Raw genomic sequence first — 18,551 nt, forward strand, 5'->3', positions numbered from 1 at the left:
ACCTTCTACGACGGGCGGGCGTTGCCGGACGGTTCGGTGCCGGGGGTGGTGCACGTGTCGATGGCGGATCCGTACTGTCCGGCGGGGCGGCGGGCAGTGCTGGGGGCGGCGCGTTCGGCGGGCTGGGAGCCGGTGGACGGCGGGACGCTGGTGGTGATCGAGGGTCCGCGGTTCTCGACCCGGGCGGAGTCGCGCTGGTTCACCGCGAACGGCTGGTCGGTGGTCGGGATGACCGGGCACCCGGAGGCCGTCCTGGCGCGTGAACTCGGGCTCTGCTACAGCTCGTTGGCTCTGGTCACCGACCACGACGCCGGTGTCGGGAGCGGGGACGGGGTGACCCACGCGGAGGTGCTGGAGGTCTTCGCGGGCAACGTCGACCGACTGCGCACGGTGCTGTTCAAGGCCCTGGAGGCCCTGCCCGCCGAGCGGGACTGCGTCTGCTCGCACGCACTGGACGGCGTGACCACCGGACTGCCGGGTGTGGTCGCGGGCTGACTCCCCGCCCGGAGCAGCGTTCGGCTCCCGTTCGCCTTCCCCACACGTGGACGTGGGGTGGACGTATCCCCCGGCTGGGAGCCTCCTCGGCGTTTCTCATAGCCAGGAGGTTCCGGCATGGCACACCCCTCTCGCAGAACGATCCTTCGGACGGGCACGGCGGTCGGCGCGCTGACCGCCGTGCCCGCCTCCACCCTGCTGTGGACCCAGCCGGCCGTCGCCGGCACCCCCGGACCGGAGCAGATCCACCTCCAGTGGGGCAACGAGCCGTCCCGTCAGATGACCGTCTCCTGGGCCACCGCCGCATCGGTGCAGCGCCCCCGGGTGCGCATCGGCACCCCGCGCGGCGGCGCCGGCCGCACCGTCGACGCGCGCAGCCGCAGCTACGTCGACGGGCTCAACAAGGTCGAGACCTTCACCCACCACGCCCGGCTGGACGGGCTGCGCCCCGACACCACGTACGTCTACGAGGTGCTGCACGACGGGGCCGAGCCCGTCCGCGGCACCTTCCGCACCGCGCCCGCCCGCGGCCGCGCCGCCTTCCGGTTCACCAGCTTCGGCGACCTCGGCACCGGCGACAACGTGTTCAAGAAGTCGTCGATCCACGGCGCCGCCGCCGTCCGCCAGGTCGAACAGTTCAACCCGCTGTTCCACCTGCTCAACGGCGACCTCGCGTACGCCAACAACAACCCGCAACTCCAGCCGCAGGCCTGGAACGCGTTCATGAACAACATGGCCGGGTCCGCCGCCAACCGGCCCTGGATGCCGGCCCCCGGCAACCACGAGGTCGAGGCGGGCGGCGGCGACCTCGGGTACGCCTCCTACCTCACCCGCTTCGAGCTGCCCGACAACGGCACCCGCGACCACTGCGGCAACTGGTACGGCTTCCAGGTCGGTTCGGTGCTGTTCGTCAGCCTGGACGGCAACGAGATCGCCGTCGAGGACGACGCCAGCCTCGACCCGGCCACCGGGCAGTCGATCTACATCAGCGACTACAGCGATGGTGCCCAACTCCGTTGGCTGGAGCGGGTGCTGTCCCGGGCCAGGAGCGGGAGCGCGGTCGACTGGATCGTCGTCAACCTGCACCAGTTCGCGATGTCCTCCTCCGCCGCCAGCCACGGCGGCGACATGGGCATCCGGGAGAAGCTGCTGCCGCTGCTCGACCGCTACTCCGTCGACCTGGTGCTGGCCGGACACGACCACGACTACGAGCGCACCCACCCCGTCCGCGGCACCGAGCCGGGCGGGCTGCTCACCCCCGCCGTCGTGGACGACGACCTGCGGCAGATCGACACCTCCGAGGGCACCGTCCACCTCATCCTCGGCGGTGGCGGCACCGCCGGCCACGACGACGTCTACCTGCCGGTCGGTCCGGACGGCGTCCGCGAGGCCGCCGTCCGCACCCAGCGGCTCACCTTCAAGGCCGACCCGGACGCCAAGGAGAAGGCCCACTGGTCCGCCGTCACCGACCCGGACACCAAGTACCCGTACGGCGTCGCCGTGTTCGACGTCGACCCGGGGCTGGTGCCCGGCGGCCGCACCACCATCACGGTCTCCTACTACCACTCGGTGCCGGCCACCGCCGCGAACCCGGTGCCGACGCCGGTGCTGTACGACCGGTTCACGCTGTACCGGGACCGCAGCGACGGCTGGGGCGGGGACGACCAGGGCGAGGACGACCAGGGCGAGGACGAGAACTCCCAGGGCGAGCGTGCCGCCGCCCGGCGGTAGCCGACCCCTGCTGGGCCCGTCGCGCCGTTCCGGTGCGGCGGGCCCGTCCCCGGCGGCATCGGCCGGCGCCCCTGCGCAGGAAGTCGGCCCGTCGACTCTGCTGGCAAAGTCGAGGGCTGGATCTGTGGTATTGCGCCAGATTTGTCTCACAATATGAGACCCCGAGACGGGTACTTCCAGATTATTTGTCACGAATTGCTCGCTGCGACATACCCGGCAAATCGACTTTGCCAGCAGAGTCGCCCGTCCGACTTCCTGCGCGGGCGCTCTCAGGTGCCGGTGGCCCGGACGTAGATGTCGGCGGCGCCCCTGCGGCCGGAGGGCCACGGCGCGACGAAGACCTGCCGCCCGGCCCGCCCCTCTGTCACCAGCGCGCCCTCCGCCGGCTTCGCGCCCGGCAGCGCTGATCTGAGGTCCTCCGGCAGCGGGGCGGCGGCGCCGGGCTGCGGCAGGTCGTAGGTGGAGAGGAAGTCCTCGACGTCGGCACCCTCGCCGCCACCGACCTCGTAGCGCAGGTAGGCGACGCGCGAGCCGTCGGCGGCTCGCGCCAGCACGGCATTCGTCGGATGGTAGTACCGCCCCTTGTGGGGATGCTGCTCCCGGTCCAGGCCCGCCAGCCGCTCCGCGCGGGCGGTGTCGCCCTCCGGCTGCTGGCCGAACCGGAGGAACGCCGTCACTATCCACCAGACGCACCCCACGGTGATCAGCACGCACACAGTGAGGAACGCCCCCAGCACCCAACGCCCGAGTCGGCGAGACGCCATGTCAGTGCCTTACCTCTCGCCCGGGACGGTCCTGGTCCTCACGCTAGCGAGAGGGGTGGGCGGGCGCAGGTGATCGGTGCGATTCGTCACGGCAACGGCCAGGAGCCCGCCGGGTCGTCCAACCAGGCCCGGTGACCTTCGGGGGTGACGGTGAGGCCGAACCGCTCCGGTCCGGGGGAGTCGTTTCCCTCCCACCACGAGTGCGCCTGTTCGATCTCGTCCCACAGGCGACGCGGACCGTGCTGCCGCACCGTGAACACGTCGTGCTCGCCGCCGTCGTGGTCCACGGCCGCCCACGAGGTGCGGTCCGTGGTGGCGATCCAGAGCCGGTCCGCCACCCCGTCGATCGGGCTGTCCTGCCAGGCGTACCAGATGTCGCCGATGCGGTGTCCGATGGCGAACGCCGCATCCCCCCACACCACCCCGCGGCGCGGCAGGGTGGTGGCGGACACCTGCGGGGTATGGCCCTCCTTCACCACGTCGCCGTAGATCTCCAGGTCCTGGCGCTGGGTGCGCATGAGCATGAACGAGCTGACCGGCAGGTACCTGCCGACCGCCACCCCGTCCCCGCCGACGGTGAGCCGTAGCAGGCCCCAGCAGATCCACGGGTTGTCCCACGGAGTGAGGATGACGCCGCCGGGCTTGGTCTGACCGATCCACCGGGTGGGGATGCGGCGTACGGAGCAGGTGGACACCACACGGTCGTAGGGGGCGTGCCGGCCCCACCCGAGCGCCCCGTCTCCGCAGACCACCTCGGGGCCGAACCCGGCCTCCTTGAGTGCCACGCGGGCGCTCAGGGCCAGAGCCGGGTCCACCTCGATCGTGGTGACGTTGGCGTCGCCCAGGCGGTGGGACATGAGGGCAGAGGTCCACCCGGTCCCGGTGCCGATCTCCAGCACCCGCACGCCCGGTCGCAGGTCGAGCAGTTCGAGCATCCGGAAGACGACCGAGGGGGCGGAGGACGAACTGGACGGCCACGCCTGCGAGGGGTCGTCGGGTACGGCACCGTCGTTGAGCTGGGTCACCACCGGCTCGTTGGCCAGGGCGCTGGCCAACCAGGCGTCGGCGTCGTCGCGGCGGTCCACATTGCGGTAGGTCCCGTCGCGGTCGAGCCAGATGCGGTCGGGGAGGAAGGCATGGCGCGGGGCCGCGTCGGCGGCCTTGATCCACTCGGGGGCCACGTCGTGACCGAGGACGTCGCTGACGGCTCGGAGCAGGTCGCGCATGGCGGCCTGCTCCGCAGAGTGCTGGTCGTCCGTCATCAGCGGTGCTTGCCGCCCTTGTCGGGGCCCTGGCCGTCAGGACTGGGCTTCGGGCCGATCACGGGACCGCCGGGCTTGGCGTGCTGCCCTCCGCTGCCGTCGTTCGGGCCGCCCTTGTTCTGGTCTCCCATGGGGGTTCTCCTACTCGGTCGTTGTGGTGGCTGGAGCCGGCGGGCTCGCAGAAACCACGGTGCCGAGCAAGCGCCGTGCGAATCAAAGGAGTTGCTGGAAGTTGCGGAGATTCACCCGATCGTGCTGATCGCCGAATCGATCAACTGCCGTGCTGCGTCGCCGTGGACGGCCACGGCCGCCAGATCCCGAAACGCCTTGAGATAGTCGGCGACCTCGCGTGGCTGTGTGATGTTGATCTCGGCCGTCAGCGTCTCCACCAGGGCCCGCCGGTCGTCGTAGACGTAGTACGCCTCCAACGGCCAAGTGCCCTCCCGCTGCGCGGTGGAGGGGATCACGCCCAGCGAGAGAGACGGCAGCGGCATCACGGCCAGCAGATGGCGCAGCTGGCCGACCATGGCCTCCGGTGGCGCGATGCGCGAGCGCAATACCCACTCCTCGATCAGCACCACGAACCTGCGGTGCCCCTCGTACAGGAACCGACTGCGGGCGATCCGGGCGGCCACGGCCTCGGTGACGTCGTCCGGGGTGTTCTGGAAGCGTGTGATGGAGGTCAGCAGTGCCGTTGCGTAGGCCGGCGTCTGGAGGAAGCCGGGGACGACGTTGGAGACGTAGGCGCGCACCAGGCTGGTCCGCTCATGGCGGGTATAGAAGTCCTCCTGGGTCCTGCGCATGCCGTTCCGGTGCAGGCGACGCCATTCCAGGTACATCGAGTCCACGGCGCGAGCGGTGGCGATCAGGTCGTCCACCTGGTCGTCGGCCCCGCAGGCCGCGCACCACGCGCGGATGTCGGCGTCGGTGGGCTGGGTCTCGCCCTTCTGGATGCGGGTGGTCTTGGCGGGGTGCCAGCCGCACCGGGCCGACAGCTCGCGCCCGTTGATCCCGGCGTCCTTGCGGAGGTGCGTCAGGCGCACCGCGAGCGCTTCACGAGCACCTTGGGCGCTGGAGGACGGGGAAGCGGGCATGAGCTGTCATTCCGGTGGGTGAGAGAGTCAGACGGAGAACTGCTTGTGGGGGGTGGCGCGCTGCCACACCTGCTCGAACGCGTCGGCACACAGCTTGATCGTCGCCGGGTCGTCGCTCCACACCTTGGGTTCCTCGGGGTGCCAGTCTCCGGCTCCCGTCCAGTTGTGGAACTGGACCAGACGTTCGTCGAACAGCCAGAAGTCGGTGCCGGGCAATGCGAGGTCGAAGGCGAAGCGGCGCGGCAGCCACCGCACCAGCTCGCCGGCGCCGATGTTCAGTGGCGTGGAGGCGTGTTCCCAGCGGATGTAGTCCGTCACGGGTTGCGAGACGATCCGGGCCCGGCGCATCACGACACCCCTGTCGACGGCCTCATGCACGGTGCCGAGCCACTCGGGCCACCACCGTGCGGTCGGGTCGAGGTTCACATGGCCGGTGCGCCGGAACTCGTCGAACTCCTGCACTTCGTCGCCCACCGCATAGGAGTCGCGCATCTCCAGGTGGACGGCCGAGTGCCGGGTGTCGGCCAGCAGCTCAGCGAAGCTCTTCGGCGCGGCGTTCCGCACGATCACATGCCTCCCTCAAGATCGGCACCATGCGGGCGGGAATGCGGAACACCTTCTCGTGGGCCGGGATTCCGACCGCGTGCCCGGCTACCCACTCCGCCTTGCCCACCAGTGCCTTCAATAGTTCGTCGGCCTCTTCGGCCTGGACCACCAGGTCGGCCGTCTCCTCGTCCACCCACACCGTGGGCGAGCCCTCGCCGCCGGTGTTCGGGTCCATTCCGATGAACCGTAGATCCACGATGCTCTCCAGTGCCAGGTCACTTGCGTGGATTTGCGTGGTCGTGCAGGTCCAGCCTGCCGGGTGGTCGAGGTCGCTCGACAGGGCCGATCCGGCCAACGCGGTGGGCGGCCGTCAGGCGGCTTCGGGGTGGTCCAGGGCGGCGGTGTCCGGGTGGGTGAGCCAGATCAGGCGGGCGGTGAGGCCCGGGTGGCGGGTGAAGTGGCGGAGGGCGCGCTCGGGTGAGGCGAGGGTCAAGCGGGTCCGGCCGTCGAGGGTGATCACGTGGGTCGGCCCGTTGGGGTCGGAGAGCCCCCAGGCTGCCACCCACCCGTCGGCGTCCGCACTGCTGGCGCCGCACATCTGGACGACGGCGAAGAGCCGGGGTGCGGTGTCGAGCACGAGTTCGCACAGCTCCTGGTCGAAGGACCGGTCGGGGTTCGGCGGGGGCGTAGCGGTCACGGAAGTCTCCAGCCTCAAGACATGGTTGAAGCGTGGCCAGCACGTTTTGTGACCGGCCCGTTTCATACCGTAGCGCTAACATGGCATAGTTTCCATGCTGGCTATTGAAGGCTTGCTATTTCACTCTTGGTGGTGAATGGGAGGATCGCGATGTCGTCGAGCGGTGCCCCGACGCTGCGGCAGCAGCGTCTTGGGTTTGAACTGCGGAAACTCCGCGAAAGGGCTGGGCTCACCTCAACTGCGGCTGCAGCTCTGGTCGGTGTGAATCAGGGCCACATGAGCCGGATCGAAGCGGGTCGGTACGCGGTGAGCGCGGAGCGTGTGCGCGCGTTCGCTCGCGCGTACACGTGTACGGACCAGAGCCTGATCGAGGCCCTCGCCGGCATGACCGGGAGGCGGACTCGGGAATGGTGGGAGGAGTACCGTGACATCCTGTCGCCGAACATGCTCGATCTTGCCGAAACGGAACACCATGCCACGGCGATGCGTATCGCCTCGGTGATTCACATTCCCGGCCTCCTTCAGACACTTGACCACGCTCGTGCGATCTTCAGGGACACGTTCCCTCCTCTGTCGCCGCCCGAGGTGGAGCATCGGGTCTCCTATCGCATCAAGCGGCAGGCGGTGCTATACGGTCAGCGGGCGATTCCGCTCACTGTGATCGTCCATGAGGCGGCCCTGCGGATGGAGTTCGGTGGGCCGGTCGTAGCCCGGGCGCAGCACCGGCACCTCATCGAGGCGAGTACTCGCGAGAACATCACAGTGCGCGTGATCCCCTTTGGTTCCGGCACGTTCCCTGGCTCCGGGCAGTCCATCGTCTACTGCTCCGCAGTCGTGCCCCAACTCGACACCGTGCAGCTCGATACGTATCACGGCTCCGAGTTCCTCGATGCCCATGCGCAACTGGTGAAGTACCAGAAGGTCCTGGACATCATGGAAGACCGGGCCCTCAGTCCCGAGGAGTCACGTGATCTCATTGCCCGTATCGAGAAGGACACCTGAGGGGAGACGCCGTGGCGGTAATCAACTGGCAGAAGTCCAGTTACAGCTCTGAGTCCGCGAACTGCATCTGTCTTGCCGCGGCTCCCGAGCGTGCCGTCAAGATCCGCGAGAGTGACGAACCCGAGGTCGTCATCACGACCACCTCCGACCGGCTCCACGCCCTCCTGCGCGGGATCAAGGCCGGGGAGTTCGACCACCTGGCCCCGTAGCTACCCTGGCACCCATGGACTGGCTGGAGCGGGTGGCGAACCTGAGGCGCTGGACGAAGAGCGGCGTCCGGGCACCGCACAAGCCGTTGTTGCTGCTGTACGCCCTCGGCCGCTACCAGGAGGACAGCGACGGGGAACTGCGCTACAGCGCGGTGGAGGAGGAGCTCAGGCGGCTGCTCGTCGAGTACGGGCCGTCGAATCCGACCACTCCCGGCTATCCGTTCCACCACATGGTCACTGACGGGGTGTGGGAGGTCCGGACCGACGACGGCCCGGGGAGTCCCGGGAGCGGGGTCGGGGTGCTCCGGTCCAGTGGGGCGACGGGCCGGCTCGCGGCGGAGCTGCGCCTGGCGCTCGGGCGGGAGCCGGCCCTTTTGGGGCGGATGGCCAGGGTGGTGCTGGATGCGCACTTCCCCTCCTCCCTGCACGCCGACCTGTGCGAGGCGGTCGGTCTCGACCTGGAGCAGACCGAGGCGGCCGCCGCCCTCGTCGCCGCCCGGCGGCAGCGGGACCGGCGGATGCGGGAACTGGTACTCACCGCCTACGAGTTCCGGTGCGCGTTCTGCGGCTACGACGGTGCCATCGGCGCGAGCACGGTCGGCCTGGAGGCCGCCCACGTGCGCTGGTGGTCGCACGACGGGCCGGACGAGGTCGACAACGGCCTGTGTCTCTGTTCGCTGCACCACAAGCTCTTCGACAAGGGCGTCCTGGGCCTGGGGGAGGGGCGTCGGATCCTCGTCTCGCAGTGGTTCGTCGGCCGCAGCGAGGCGAGTCGACAGCAGGTGCTGAACCTCGCCGGACGGCCGGTGATCGGCCCGCAGCCAGGGGTCCCGCCGGTGGCGGACCGGCACCGGGAGTGGCACACGAGGGGGGTTTTCCGCGGGGCGCCGCGCCTGGTGCACGGTTAGAACTCGTAACACGATCTTGCTGATCGTTGCTGGTGGGACGTGACCGATGTGACGATCCGTCTGTTCGTGATGGCGTGAGCAACAAACCGTGGATCGTGGACGACGAGCTGTGGGCCCGGATCGAGCCGCTGCTGCGGGCCTGGCCGGAGCGCTCGCCGAGCCCGCGCCCCGTGGACGACCGGCGGTGCCTGCAGGGCATCCTGTTCGTGCTCTACACCGGCATCACCTGGCAGCAGTTGCCGCTGGAGCTGGGCTTCGGCTCCGGGCAGACCTGCTGGCGGCGGCTCGGCCGCTGGCAGGAGGCCGGTGTGTTCGAGGCCCTGCACCGCATACTCCTGGCCGAGTTGAACGCGGCCGGACTGATCGACTGGACGCGCGCGTGCGTGGACGCCTCCCACGTGCGCGAGAAAAAAGGGGTGAGGCAACCGGCCCATCGCCGGTCGACCGCCGCAAGACCGGCAGCAAACACCACCTGATCGGCGACGGCGGAGGTATCCCGTTCCACGTGATCACCACCGCCAACGTCAACGACGTCACCCAGACCCTCACCCTGGTCGACGGCATCGCGCCGGTCGCCGGCCAGGTCGGCGGCCCCCGCAAGCGCCCGGACGCCCTGCTCGGCGACAAGGGCTACGACAGCAACCCCAACCGTCGCGAGCTGCGCAAACGCCGGATCCTGCCGGTCATCTCCCGCAAAGGATCTCGGGACATCATCGGTCTCGGCAAGCTCCGCTACGTCGTCGAGCAGACCTTCGCCCCCCTCCACCAGTTCAAGCGCCTCGCCGTCCGCTGGGAACGACGCCTCGCCCTCCACAACGCCTTCGTCTCACTCGCCTGGGCGGTCATCTGCTGGCGACGCCTCAACGCCCAAGACCGGTGATCGTGTTACGAGTTCGTAGCGCTCTGCCCTCGGCGAATCTGCGGCGGGCAGATGCACGGCATCCGGGGGGCGGTGCGGGGTGAGAGTGGAGTCAACGGCTCGACAAGGAGGAGCAGATGACTTCGCTCAGTACGTTGTTGCCCCGGGCGGGGCAGGGGGAGACGGCGCCGAGTGCCTTCGACGACCATCTCGCCGCCCAACTGCTCGCCCAGCGCATCGTGTTGCTCGGCACGCAGGTCGACGACGTGTCGGCGAACCGGGTGTGCGCGCAGCTCATGCTGCTGTCGGCGGAGGACCCGCGCAGTGACATCGGCCTGTACGTCAACAGCCCGGGCGGGTCGGTGTCGGCGGGGCTGGCCATCTTCGACACCATGCGGCTGATCCCGAACGACGTGTCGACGCTGGCGATGGGGTTCGCGGCCAGCATGGGGCAGTTCCTGCTCACGGTGGGGGCACGCGGCAAGCGGTTGGCGCTGCCGAACGCGCGGATCATGATGCACCAGCCGTCGGCGGGGATCGGCGGTACGGCTGCGGACATCGAGATCCAGGCGGAGAACCTGGAGTTCACCAAGCGGACCATCGAGCGGATCACCGCCGAGCACACCGGGCAGAGCGAGGAGACGATCGCCCGGGACGGCGACCGGGACCGCTGGTTCACGGCGGAGCAGGCAGTGGAGTACGGGCTGGTGGACCGGGTGGTGGAGTCGGTGGCCGACATCCGCCCGGCCTCGTCGCGGCGACGGATGGGGCTCTGACATGGGGTCGTACACGGTTCCGTACGTGATCGAGCGGACCGCGCAGGGTGAGCGGTCCTACGACGTGTTCAGCCGGCTGCTGAACGAGCGGATCATCTTCCTCGGCACCGACATCGATGACGGGGTCGCGAACGTGGTCATCGCCCAGCTCCTGCACCTGGAGTCGGAGAACCCGGAGCGCGAGATCTCGATCTACCTCAACTCGCCCGGGGGATCGTTCACTTCGCTGATGGCGATCTACGACACGATGACCTTCGTGCAGGCGCCGATCTCGACGTTCTGCGTCGGCCAGGCGGCGTCGACGGCGGCGGTGCTGCTGGCCGGCGGGGATCCCGGGCGGCGGTTCGTGCTCCAGCACGCGCGGGTGCTGCTCGGGCAGCCGGCCAGCGGCGGGCGGCAGGGGATGGTCTCCGACCTCACCCTCGCGGCCAAGGAGATGGTGCGGATCCGCTCCCAGGTGGAGGAGGTGCTGTCCCGGCACACGGGGCACGACGTCGCGACGCTGCGCGCGGACATGGACCGGGAGAAGGTGCTCACCGCCGAGGAGGCCGTCGGGTACGGGCTCGCGGACGAGGTGCTGAGCCGGCGGCTGGCGTTCGGCTGATCCCCGGTGCGTGATTCCCGGCGCGTGACCGGTGGCCGGTACCACGGGGGTGTACCGGCCGCCGGTCCGTTCAGGCGGCCAGGCAGAGGCCGTTGGTCCGCGCCGACGGAGCCGTGCGGCGGTGGGCCGGCCGGCTGCGGGCGTGCCGGACCAGTTCGTCCTGGGCGAGCGAGAGGAGGTCGCCGAGGCCGAGTCCGAGGGCCCTGGCGGCGGCCGAGAGCACCTCGGAGGAGGCCTCCTTGCGTCCGCGCTCCAGCTCGGACAGGTACGGCATGGAGATCCGGGCCTCCTCCGCGACGTCCTTCAACGTGCGCTCCTGGGCGAGCCGTTCGCGCCGCAGTACGTCGCCGACCAGGTCACGCCAGAGCGGTTCCTTGGGGGCGGCGGGTTGGGGACCCGGGCCGGAATGCGGCGGCGGGGTCTGCGGGCGCAGCGGGATGACGCGGGCTTCGTTCGGCGCTTGAGTGCTCACCCCTTCAGCCTAGGGATCCGGGGCCCCGGGGGAAGGGGGCGGAGTTCTGCCCTGGGTGAAGTCGTGCGCACCGAGCGGCCTTTGGCCGCTGCTGCGGCAGGCCGATGTCCCGTATCGGTCAGCGTGGCGAGTTCGGCCTCGTCCGTCTCGGTGAACTTGGCGAAGGTGGTGTCCTGTCGCACTGCAGATGGCGGGTTCTCACTCGGTCCCATCCGTGTTGTCGCGATCTCACCGCTTCGCGTGCGGCGTGCGGGTCTTTGCCTCGCGCAGGCGGTTTGGTGTCGCTTCGCAGGCGGCCTTCTCGTCGCTCCTGCCACCGTCGGCCGAGTGTTCGCTGGGACCGTAGGTGCCGGCTCTGGGTGTGCGGCGTGCCGCATGCCTTCAGTGCACCAGGAGATCGACGGCGACCTTCAGGCGTTCGAGGTAGAACTCCCGCGACTCGGCCTGGTGCTTGAGGCCGATCGATGTGCTGATCATCGTCTGCGCTACGAGGGCGGCCCGCTTCTGGCCCGAGTCGACGGCGATCGCGTCCGTGATCAGCTCCTCGAAACGCCGTGGGGCGGTCCGCGCGATCTCTCCGAGGAGGTCGGGGTTGTCCTCGACGACCACGGCGACATCGCGGGCCATCGGGCCGACGTAGCGGCCCGCCCATCGGTCGAAGGCTTCGAGGAGACGTTGCGGAAGCGGGCGGTCGACATCGCTCAGGACGTGTTCGACCGCCGCGATGTCGCGTTCCAGTGCTTGGGTGACCGCCGCACGGAACAGGGCTTCTTTAGAGGAGAAGAGGAAGTAGAGCCCTGGGCGGGAGATGTGTGCCGCCCGCGCCACTTCCTCCATCGAGGTCTTCCGGTAGCCGAATCGAGCGAAGGTGGCCAGGGCGGAGTCCAAAACCGTGGTCCGACGGTCGGTCTCGGTGGTCGGTGATGCCAGGGGGCCGGCCTCGGGGCTGTTCATGGGGCGATCGTAGAGGGCAGGAGTCTTGCTATACAACTTCAGTAAAGCGTGTATAGCATCGGAATCATGGCAGCTCGCGAACCTCTCTCCACCTCCTTCACCGCCGCGACCACGGCCGCCGAGGTGGTGCGGGACGTTGACCTCACCGGTGTCCGGGCGATCGTGACGGGAGCTTCCTCCGGAATCGGGGTCGAGACGGCTCGCGCGTTGACCGCGGCCGGGGCACGGGTGACACTCGCCGTGCGGAACACGGCCGCGGGTGACGCCGTCGCCGCAACGATCGAGAACTCGACCGGACGGATCCGTCCACGGGTTGTCCGGCTGGACCTCGCCGACAGGGCCACCGTCGCGTCCTTCGTCGAGGCGTGGAGCGGCCCGCTTCATCTGCTGATCAACAACGCGGGCGTGGTGACGGGCGGCCTCGAACGAACCCGCGAAGGTTGGGAGTTGCAGTTCGCGACAAACCACCTGGGTCATCTCGCCCTCGCCGTCGGCCTGCACGACGCCTTGGCCCTCGGAGCGTCCGAGCGCGACGGGGCACGGATCGTCTCGGTCAGTTCGACGGCGCACATGCGTTCCGGCGTCGACTTCGACGACCTCCACTTCGAGCGGCGCCGCTACGATCCGCGGATCGCCTACGCCCGTTCGAAGACGGCGAACTCCCTGTTCGCCGTCGAGGCGACCCGCCTGTGGGCGTCCGATGGCATCGTCGCCAATGCGGTGAATCCCGGTGGTGTCGCGACGGGCCTGCAGCGGAACTTCACCGCGCAACAGAAGCGCTCACTCGATGCGGCCGAGGCCGCCGGAGTCTTCACGTACAAGACGCTCCAGCAGGGAGCCGCCACCACGATGGTCGCGGCCGTCGCCCCGCAGTTCGCCCACTCCGGAGGCCACTACCTCGATGATTCGCAGGAGGCCTACACCGTGCCGAACGACGCCGACCTCGCGCAACACCCGCACGGTGTCAAGGAGTGGGCACTCGATCCCGCTCTCGCCAAGCGCCTCTGGGCGGTCTCGACCGACCTGCTCAGCACCTGATCTCCCGACGCCACGGCACCGCGCGCCCGCTCTCCGGACGGCGACAAGCCGGCCCATTCTGCCCTGCCCTGCCCTGCCCTGCCCTGCCCGGCTGCGGCGGCCGGGGGCCGGGGTTCGCGCTCAGGGGCCGGTTGACGGGACATGGGTAGCGGGCGGCTGCCCGGGCGATGCAAGAGCACTCGATGGGGTGATCCCATAGGTTCTTGATCGTTTACGCATGATCGTTCCTGTTCGCCAACTCCGGCCTAGACACGCCCGGTTGGCAAGGTGGCGGCGCGACGATCATGGTTGCGCCGGGAACCGTACGGTTTGCGCTCGCGCACTTGGCGCGCCACCCGTGCCGGGTGGCCCTTGTCGTACCGACTCCCTGGAGCCTTCTTCATGACCAGCGCCACCGGGCAGAGCCATGCTGCCTACTTCGCGTTCCGCGACGACCTGCTGGGCCCCTCGCGCACCCGTGTCCTCGGCGGGGACGAGCTGTGCGAGGCCGGCCGCCTGATCTACGGCACCCCGCAGGGGTTATCGCTCTACGGAGTCCCCGCGCCGGACATGGCGGCCAAGGGCCTGAGGTTCCTGGGCCGCACCACAATCGAGTGCTCGGTGGACGCCTACTCCGCGGCCGTCGCGCGGGCGGTCGCCGAACTGCAGGCCGCCATGGCCCCGGCGAATGACGCCATGGTGGTGGACCTGTTCTGCGGCTCGGGCAACTTCGGGTTCCACCTCGGCAGGCAGCTGGGCCGCCCCGTGTTCGCCTCCGAGCTCGACCCGGACGTCTTCGAGGCGACCCGCCACAATCTGGACCGCATCGGCTCCGACGTCGAACTGCACCTGCTGGACTACCGCGACCTGCTCGGAAAGCTCCCGCCCAGCAGCCCACAGGACACCTACATCGTCGAGCCGCCCTGGGGCCCGGCGTTCACCGCCGCCGGCCTGGACCTGACCCGCACCTCACCGCCGGTGCCCGAGATCCTCGACGACATCATGCGCTCCCGCGACGGGGAACCGTGCATGGTCGTCATCAAGACCAACGACCAGATCGCCCACGACTCCCTGAACATCGCCTTCAAGGGCGCCGTCCACCTGCGCTCGGTCACCCCCGCCCCGACCCTGCCGCACGGCGCGAACATGGACTTCCACATCTACCGCCTCGGCGCCGGGGGCACGGCCGGGGAATCGGTCGCCTCGGCCGAGGCGGTGGCCGGACTGTTCGACACCGTCGGCCTGCGCTACGAGCAGGCGTACCACCACCTGCCCGAGCAACTCGCCTCCCTGGAATGGCTCCTGGGCCGCCTGCCCGCCCACGCCCGGGTGCTGGACATCGGTTCGGGCACCGGACGCCCCACCGCCGAGCTGCTGGCCCAGGCCGGCCACCGGGTCACCGGCATCGACGTCTCGGCCACCATGGTGGACCTCGCCGCAGCCCAGGTTCCGACCGCACACTTCGAGCTGGCCGACGTACGCACCTACCCCGGTCTGGCCTCCGGATGGGACGCGGTGTGCGCGTTCTTCCCCCTGCTGTCCATGCCCCGCCCCGAACTCGACGCCACCCTCGCCGCCATCACCGAGGGCCTGGCCCCGGGCGGCTATTTCATCTTCGCCACCGTCCCCTGCGACTGGGACGACGACACGATGATCTGGATGGGCCACCAGGTCAAGGCCACCAGCTACCCGGCCGAGACCTACCTGGAGAAGCTGCGCGACTGCGGACTGGAGCTCCTCCACCACGCCGAAACCAGCTTCCGCCCCCGCTTCCCCGGCATGGACGACGAGAACCACCTCTTCGTCTACGCCCGCAAGCCGGCAGCCGGCAGCTGACCACAGCCCGCCCTGTCCGGCACGCCACCCCCGTAACAGGAGGCGGTGTGCCGGACACCAGCCCCAGCCACCACGGCCGCCCTGCAAGGAGCCCCGAATGACCCCCGCTGAAGCCGACCTGCGCTGCCCGGTCACCGACCCGGGATCCATCGCCGCCCACGGCACCCACGATCCCGCCTCCCTCTACGCCCACCTGCGCCGCGAGCACCCGATCTACCACGACCCGGCCCTGAACGTCTGGGTGGTCTCCCGGCACCGGGATGTCGAGGAGGTCCTCCACGACCGGACCGGCACCTACAGCCCGGCCGAGACCTACGCACCCCTGCAGCGCCTGGACCCCGCCGCGAAAGCGGTCTACGACCGCATCGCCTTCGTCCCGGTCACCGCCTCCACCGATCCGCCCCAGCACACCCGCTTCCGCCGCGCCCTGACCGCCCTGTGGCCCACCAGCGCCCCCCAACTCGAGCCCTGGGAACCACAGGTCCAGACCCGGGCCAACCAAGCCGCACACGCCTTCGCCGCACGCCCCGACCGCACCGGCGACCTGGAAGCCGACTACGCCCAGCCGCTCGCCGCCCAGATCATGGGCGACATCATCGGCATCCCCGACGACGGCCTGGCCCTCGTCTCAGCCGGATCCTCGGCCATGTCCGACCTCCTCTGGGGCCACCTGCCCCCCACCGCCCAACACCACGCCGCCGAAACCGTCGAACAGCTGTGGAACTACTGCCTCCACCTGACCGACCAACGGCAGGCCCACCCCCAGGACGACCTGATCACCTCCTGGCTCCACTACCAAGACCCCAACGGCGACAACCTCACCCCCACCGAGATCGCCTCCATGCTCATGGAAGTCCTCAGCACCAACGCCGAAACCACCGCCCTACTCATCTCCACCACCCTCCACCACCTCCTGGCCACCGACACCTACCCCCACCTGGCCACCCACCCCGAACAGATCCCCGCCACCGTCGAAGAGACCCTGCGCCACGACCCGCCCCTGATCGGCTGGCTACGCAACACCACCCGCCCCACCCGCCTCGGTCAGACCGAACTGCCGGGAGAAGCCCGCCTCCTGCTCCTGCTCGCCTCCGCCGCCCTGGACGAACACCACGGCCTCGCCGACCCCCACACCTTCAACCACCACCGCACCGACACCCCCTCCACCCTCAACCTCGGCGCAGGCATCCACTTCTGCCCCGGCGCCCTCTACGTCCGCCTCACAGCCAGACACGCCATCGAAGCCCTCACCCACGCCCTTCCGCTCCTCACTCCCACCCCACATCCGCACCCCCCCGCCCGGCCGGCCAACACCATCCTCCGCAGCCCCCGCCGCGTCCCCGTCACCTGGTAGACCAACGGCCAGCCCAACACGCACCCCCGCCGAAGCAGGGGCGGGGCCGCCTCGTCAGCGAGACCGGACAGGACCTAGTCGCAATGCCACTGACTTAACAGTGACCGCAAGCCTCTGAACTGCGGTGACGCTGGATCCAGAAGGCTCTGAAAGGCCTCAGAGTCAGTGGCGTTGGACCTAGTCGGAGTTCTCCCAGACCAGGATGCCGGGCCCGTCCGGGGTGAGGACCGGGACCCAGGCCTCGTCGGCCTGGGCGAGGCGGGACTCGTCGAGGACCAGCGGGGTGGGGAGGGCGTCGTCGCGGTTGTCGGAGGCGTAGACGGAGAAGCCGACGGCGGCCCGCAGGCGGTCGAGGAGGTCGGCGGGCCAGTCCAGGCCGCTCGATCCCTGCTTCTTCAGCTCGCGGACGAAGATCGCCCGCAGTTCGTCGTCCAGCCGGCGGCCGAGGAGGGGGATCAGGTAGCCCTCCTGCTCGTACTGGGCGCAGCGGAGGCCGCCGCCCTGGTTCTGGTAGACCACGCCGGTGGGCGCCGCCACGATGACGAACATCCAGCCCAGGCCCGTGCCGGAGCTGACCGGATCGAGGAAGACGTACCGCTTGCCATGGTTCGGGTGAGACATGGTCGGAGCGTCGCACAGAACTGCCGATTGCCGCACCGGGATTGACCGGGGGCGGGCCGAAGGGCGGCGTGTGGGGCCTCTGTTAGCCTGCTTGACGTGATCAGGAGGGGGCCGGGGACGGGTGCGCAGCGGGCCCTGATCGCCGCGAGTTTCGTCAGCAGGGTCGGCAACGGGCTGTTCAACAGTGCGGCCATCCTCTACTTCACGCTGGTGGTGCACCTGCCCGCGACCCAGGTGGGGGCCGGGCTGACGGTCGCCGGGCTGTGCGGCCTGGCGGCGGGCGTGCCGGCGGGGAACCTGGCCGACCGGTACGGGCCGCGCCGGGTCTGGCTGACGGCCCTGGCCGTGCAGGCCGTCACCATGGCGGCCTTCGTGCTCATCGACGGCTGGCTGGTGTTCGCCCTGGTCGCCGCCCTGGACCGGCTGGCCGCCACCGCGGCGGGTGCCGCGGGCGGAGCGCTGATCGCGCGGGTCGGCGGGGAGCGGCCGGCGGCGTTCCGGGCCAGGCTCCGGACGTTCGTCAACCTGGGGGTGGTCGTGGGCACCCTGGGGGCGGCCGTCGCCGTCCAGTCGGACACCCGGGCCGCGTACACCGGGCTGATCCTCGCCAACGCCGCCAGCTTCGCCTTCGCCGGGCTGATCGCCCTCCTGCGCGTCCCGGACTACCCGCCGCTGGCGCGGCCCGCGGCGCATGGGCGGTGGTCGGTGCTGGCCGACCGGCCGTACGTGTCCTTCGTTGCGCTGTACAGCGCCATCGGGCTGCAGTACCAGACCGTCTCACTGCTGCTGCCGATCTGGCTCAGCGCCCACACCGACGCCCCGCGCTGGACGGTGGCGGCGGTCTACGCGGTGAACAGCGCGGTCTGCGCGCTGCTGCAGAGCAGGCTCGGCTCCGGGGTGGAGACCCCGCGGCAGGGCGGTCGGGCGTTCCGGCTCGCCGGGCTGGTGTTCCTGGTGAGCTGCCCGTTGATGGCGCTGACGGCGGACGTGCCGACCTGGGTCGCGCCGGTGCTGGCCGTGCTCGCGGTCTGCGTCCACAGCGTCGGGGAGGTGTGGGAGTCCTCGGCGGGCTACGCGCTCGGTTACGGGCTGGCGCCCGATCACGCCCAGGGGCAGTACCAGGGCCTGTTCGGCGTCGGCTTCGACGCGGGCCAGGCGCTCGCCCCGCTGGTGCTGACCGGGCTGGTGCTCCCGCTGGGCCGGCCGGGGTGGCTGCTGCTCGGGGTGTTCTTCGCCGTCCTGGGGGCGGCGGGGCCGTCGGTGGCCGCCTGGGGCGAGCGGACCCGCCCGGTGCCGCCGGGCGCGGGGTCCGCCGCCGAGGCCGGGCTGACGCCCACAGGCTGAACCCCG

The 18,551-nt window shown here is 70.2% G+C and carries 22 protein-coding genes; 12 read left to right on the forward strand and 10 right to left on the reverse strand.

Going from position 1 to position 18,551, the window contains the following annotated elements:
• A partial coding sequence (locus ACZ7BZ_RS22015; protein ID WP_470359757.1) for a phosphorylase family protein occupies positions 1 to 495 on the forward strand: 495 nt, incomplete at its 5' end.
• Between the two features lie 117 nt (positions 496 to 612).
• On the forward strand, positions 613 to 2,226 hold the full coding sequence (locus ACZ7BZ_RS22020; protein ID WP_470359758.1) for a purple acid phosphatase family protein: 1,614 nt from the start codon (positions 613 to 615) through the stop codon (positions 2,224 to 2,226).
• Between the two features lie 269 nt (positions 2,227 to 2,495).
• On the opposite strand, the gene ACZ7BZ_RS22025 is transcribed toward ACZ7BZ_RS22020, so the two are convergent.
• The 7 genes from ACZ7BZ_RS22025 to ACZ7BZ_RS22055 form a co-directional block, all read right to left on the reverse strand.
• Complete coding sequence (locus ACZ7BZ_RS22025) at positions 2,496 to 2,990, reverse strand: hypothetical protein (protein WP_470359759.1); 495 nt, start codon at positions 2,988 to 2,990, stop codon at positions 2,496 to 2,498.
• Positions 2,991 to 3,076: 86 nt separating this feature from the next.
• The gene (locus ACZ7BZ_RS22030; RefSeq protein ID WP_470359760.1) at positions 3,077 to 4,252 is read right to left on the reverse strand and encodes a methyltransferase domain-containing protein; all 1,176 of its coding nucleotides are present in this window, start codon (positions 4,250 to 4,252) and stop codon (positions 3,077 to 3,079) included.
• A complete protein-coding gene (locus tag ACZ7BZ_RS22035; protein WP_380455740.1) occupies positions 4,252 to 4,383 on the reverse strand; it encodes a hypothetical protein in 132 nt (43 codons plus the stop codon). Before ACZ7BZ_RS22035 ends, ACZ7BZ_RS22030 begins: the two co-directional genes overlap by 1 nt.
• Before the next feature lie 111 nt (positions 4,384 to 4,494).
• Positions 4,495 to 5,346 carry a helix-turn-helix domain-containing protein gene (locus ACZ7BZ_RS22040; protein ID WP_470359761.1) on the reverse strand — a complete coding sequence of 284 codons (852 nt, stop codon included), beginning with the start codon at positions 5,344 to 5,346 and terminating at the stop codon, positions 4,495 to 4,497.
• Between the two features lie 27 nt (positions 5,347 to 5,373).
• Positions 5,374 to 5,910, reverse strand: a complete 537-nt coding sequence (locus tag ACZ7BZ_RS22045) for a DUF6879 family protein (RefSeq protein WP_470359762.1) — start codon at positions 5,908 to 5,910, stop codon at positions 5,374 to 5,376.
• Positions 5,879 to 6,148: a hypothetical protein gene (locus ACZ7BZ_RS22050; RefSeq protein WP_470359763.1), complete on the reverse strand. Its 270-nt coding sequence runs from the start codon at positions 6,146 to 6,148 to the stop codon at positions 5,879 to 5,881. The genes ACZ7BZ_RS22045 and ACZ7BZ_RS22050 overlap by 32 nt, the downstream gene beginning before the upstream one ends.
• Before the next feature lie 114 nt (positions 6,149 to 6,262).
• Positions 6,263 to 6,589: a hypothetical protein gene (locus tag ACZ7BZ_RS22055; RefSeq protein WP_470359764.1), complete on the reverse strand. Its 327-nt coding sequence runs from the start codon at positions 6,587 to 6,589 to the stop codon at positions 6,263 to 6,265.
• Positions 6,590 to 6,739: 150 nt separating this feature from the next.
• Between ACZ7BZ_RS22055 and ACZ7BZ_RS22060 the strand changes: the two genes are divergently transcribed.
• The 6 genes from ACZ7BZ_RS22060 to ACZ7BZ_RS22085 all read left to right on the forward strand — a co-directional run bounded on the left by ACZ7BZ_RS22060 (position 6,740) and on the right by ACZ7BZ_RS22085 (position 10,947).
• A complete protein-coding gene (locus ACZ7BZ_RS22060) occupies positions 6,740 to 7,591 on the forward strand; it encodes a helix-turn-helix domain-containing protein (protein ID WP_470359765.1) in 852 nt (283 codons plus the stop codon).
• A gap of 11 nt (positions 7,592 to 7,602) precedes the next feature.
• A complete protein-coding gene (locus tag ACZ7BZ_RS22065) occupies positions 7,603 to 7,800 on the forward strand; it encodes a DUF397 domain-containing protein (RefSeq protein WP_470359766.1) in 198 nt (65 codons plus the stop codon).
• A 14-nt stretch (positions 7,801 to 7,814) separates the two neighbouring features.
• Entirely contained in the window at positions 7,815 to 8,708 is an 894-nt protein-coding gene (locus tag ACZ7BZ_RS22070) for a phosphorothioated DNA-binding restriction endonuclease (protein WP_470359767.1), read from the forward strand.
• Positions 8,709 to 8,800: 92 nt separating this feature from the next.
• Positions 8,801 to 9,588, forward strand: a protein-coding gene (locus ACZ7BZ_RS22075; protein WP_470359967.1) for an IS5 family transposase whose coding sequence is annotated in 2 segments (ribosomal slippage) — positions 8,801 to 9,116 and positions 9,116 to 9,588 — 789 coding nt in all. Because the reading frame shifts where the segments join, the coding sequence is not laid out codon by codon here.
• Positions 9,589 to 9,704: 116 nt separating this feature from the next.
• Entirely contained in the window at positions 9,705 to 10,343 is a 639-nt protein-coding gene (locus tag ACZ7BZ_RS22080) for a ClpP family protease (protein ID WP_470359768.1), read from the forward strand.
• 1 nt (position 10,344) lies between these two features.
• Positions 10,345 to 10,947: a ClpP family protease gene (locus tag ACZ7BZ_RS22085; RefSeq protein ID WP_465740523.1), complete on the forward strand. Its 603-nt coding sequence runs from the start codon at positions 10,345 to 10,347 to the stop codon at positions 10,945 to 10,947.
• Between the two features lie 70 nt (positions 10,948 to 11,017).
• Here ACZ7BZ_RS22085 and ACZ7BZ_RS22090 read toward each other — a convergent pair whose 3' ends face one another.
• Positions 11,018 to 11,419, reverse strand: a complete 402-nt coding sequence (locus ACZ7BZ_RS22090; protein WP_470359769.1) for a helix-turn-helix domain-containing protein — start codon at positions 11,417 to 11,419, stop codon at positions 11,018 to 11,020.
• A gap of 381 nt (positions 11,420 to 11,800) precedes the next feature.
• Positions 11,801 to 12,373 (reverse strand): TetR/AcrR family transcriptional regulator, encoded by a 573-nt coding sequence (locus ACZ7BZ_RS22095; RefSeq protein ID WP_470359770.1) that lies wholly within the window; start codon positions 12,371 to 12,373, stop codon positions 11,801 to 11,803.
• Between the two features lie 66 nt (positions 12,374 to 12,439).
• On the opposite strand from ACZ7BZ_RS22095, the gene ACZ7BZ_RS22100 reads away from it, so the two are divergent.
• From ACZ7BZ_RS22100 to ACZ7BZ_RS22110, 3 genes are all read left to right on the forward strand, one after another.
• Positions 12,440 to 13,411 (forward strand): SDR family NAD(P)-dependent oxidoreductase, encoded by a 972-nt coding sequence (locus ACZ7BZ_RS22100; protein WP_470359771.1) that lies wholly within the window; start codon positions 12,440 to 12,442, stop codon positions 13,409 to 13,411.
• Between the two features lie 381 nt (positions 13,412 to 13,792).
• Positions 13,793 to 15,226 (forward strand): class I SAM-dependent methyltransferase, encoded by a 1,434-nt coding sequence (locus ACZ7BZ_RS22105; protein ID WP_470359772.1) that lies wholly within the window; start codon positions 13,793 to 13,795, stop codon positions 15,224 to 15,226.
• Between the two features lie 97 nt (positions 15,227 to 15,323).
• Positions 15,324 to 16,580: a cytochrome P450 family protein gene (locus ACZ7BZ_RS22110; RefSeq protein ID WP_470359773.1), complete on the forward strand. Its 1,257-nt coding sequence runs from the start codon at positions 15,324 to 15,326 to the stop codon at positions 16,578 to 16,580.
• A gap of 177 nt (positions 16,581 to 16,757) precedes the next feature.
• On the opposite strand, the gene ACZ7BZ_RS22115 is transcribed toward ACZ7BZ_RS22110, so the two are convergent.
• Entirely contained in the window at positions 16,758 to 17,201 is a 444-nt protein-coding gene (locus tag ACZ7BZ_RS22115) for a DUF6210 family protein (RefSeq protein WP_470359774.1), read from the reverse strand.
• A gap of 96 nt (positions 17,202 to 17,297) precedes the next feature.
• Here ACZ7BZ_RS22115 and ACZ7BZ_RS22120 point away from each other — a divergent pair, with 96 nt between their 5' ends.
• Positions 17,298 to 18,545, forward strand: a complete 1,248-nt coding sequence (locus ACZ7BZ_RS22120) for an MFS transporter (RefSeq protein WP_470359775.1) — start codon at positions 17,298 to 17,300, stop codon at positions 18,543 to 18,545.
• The last annotated feature ends 6 nt before the right edge of the window (positions 18,546 to 18,551 follow it).

This window comes from Kitasatospora sp. NPDC036934, assembly GCF_055608425.1.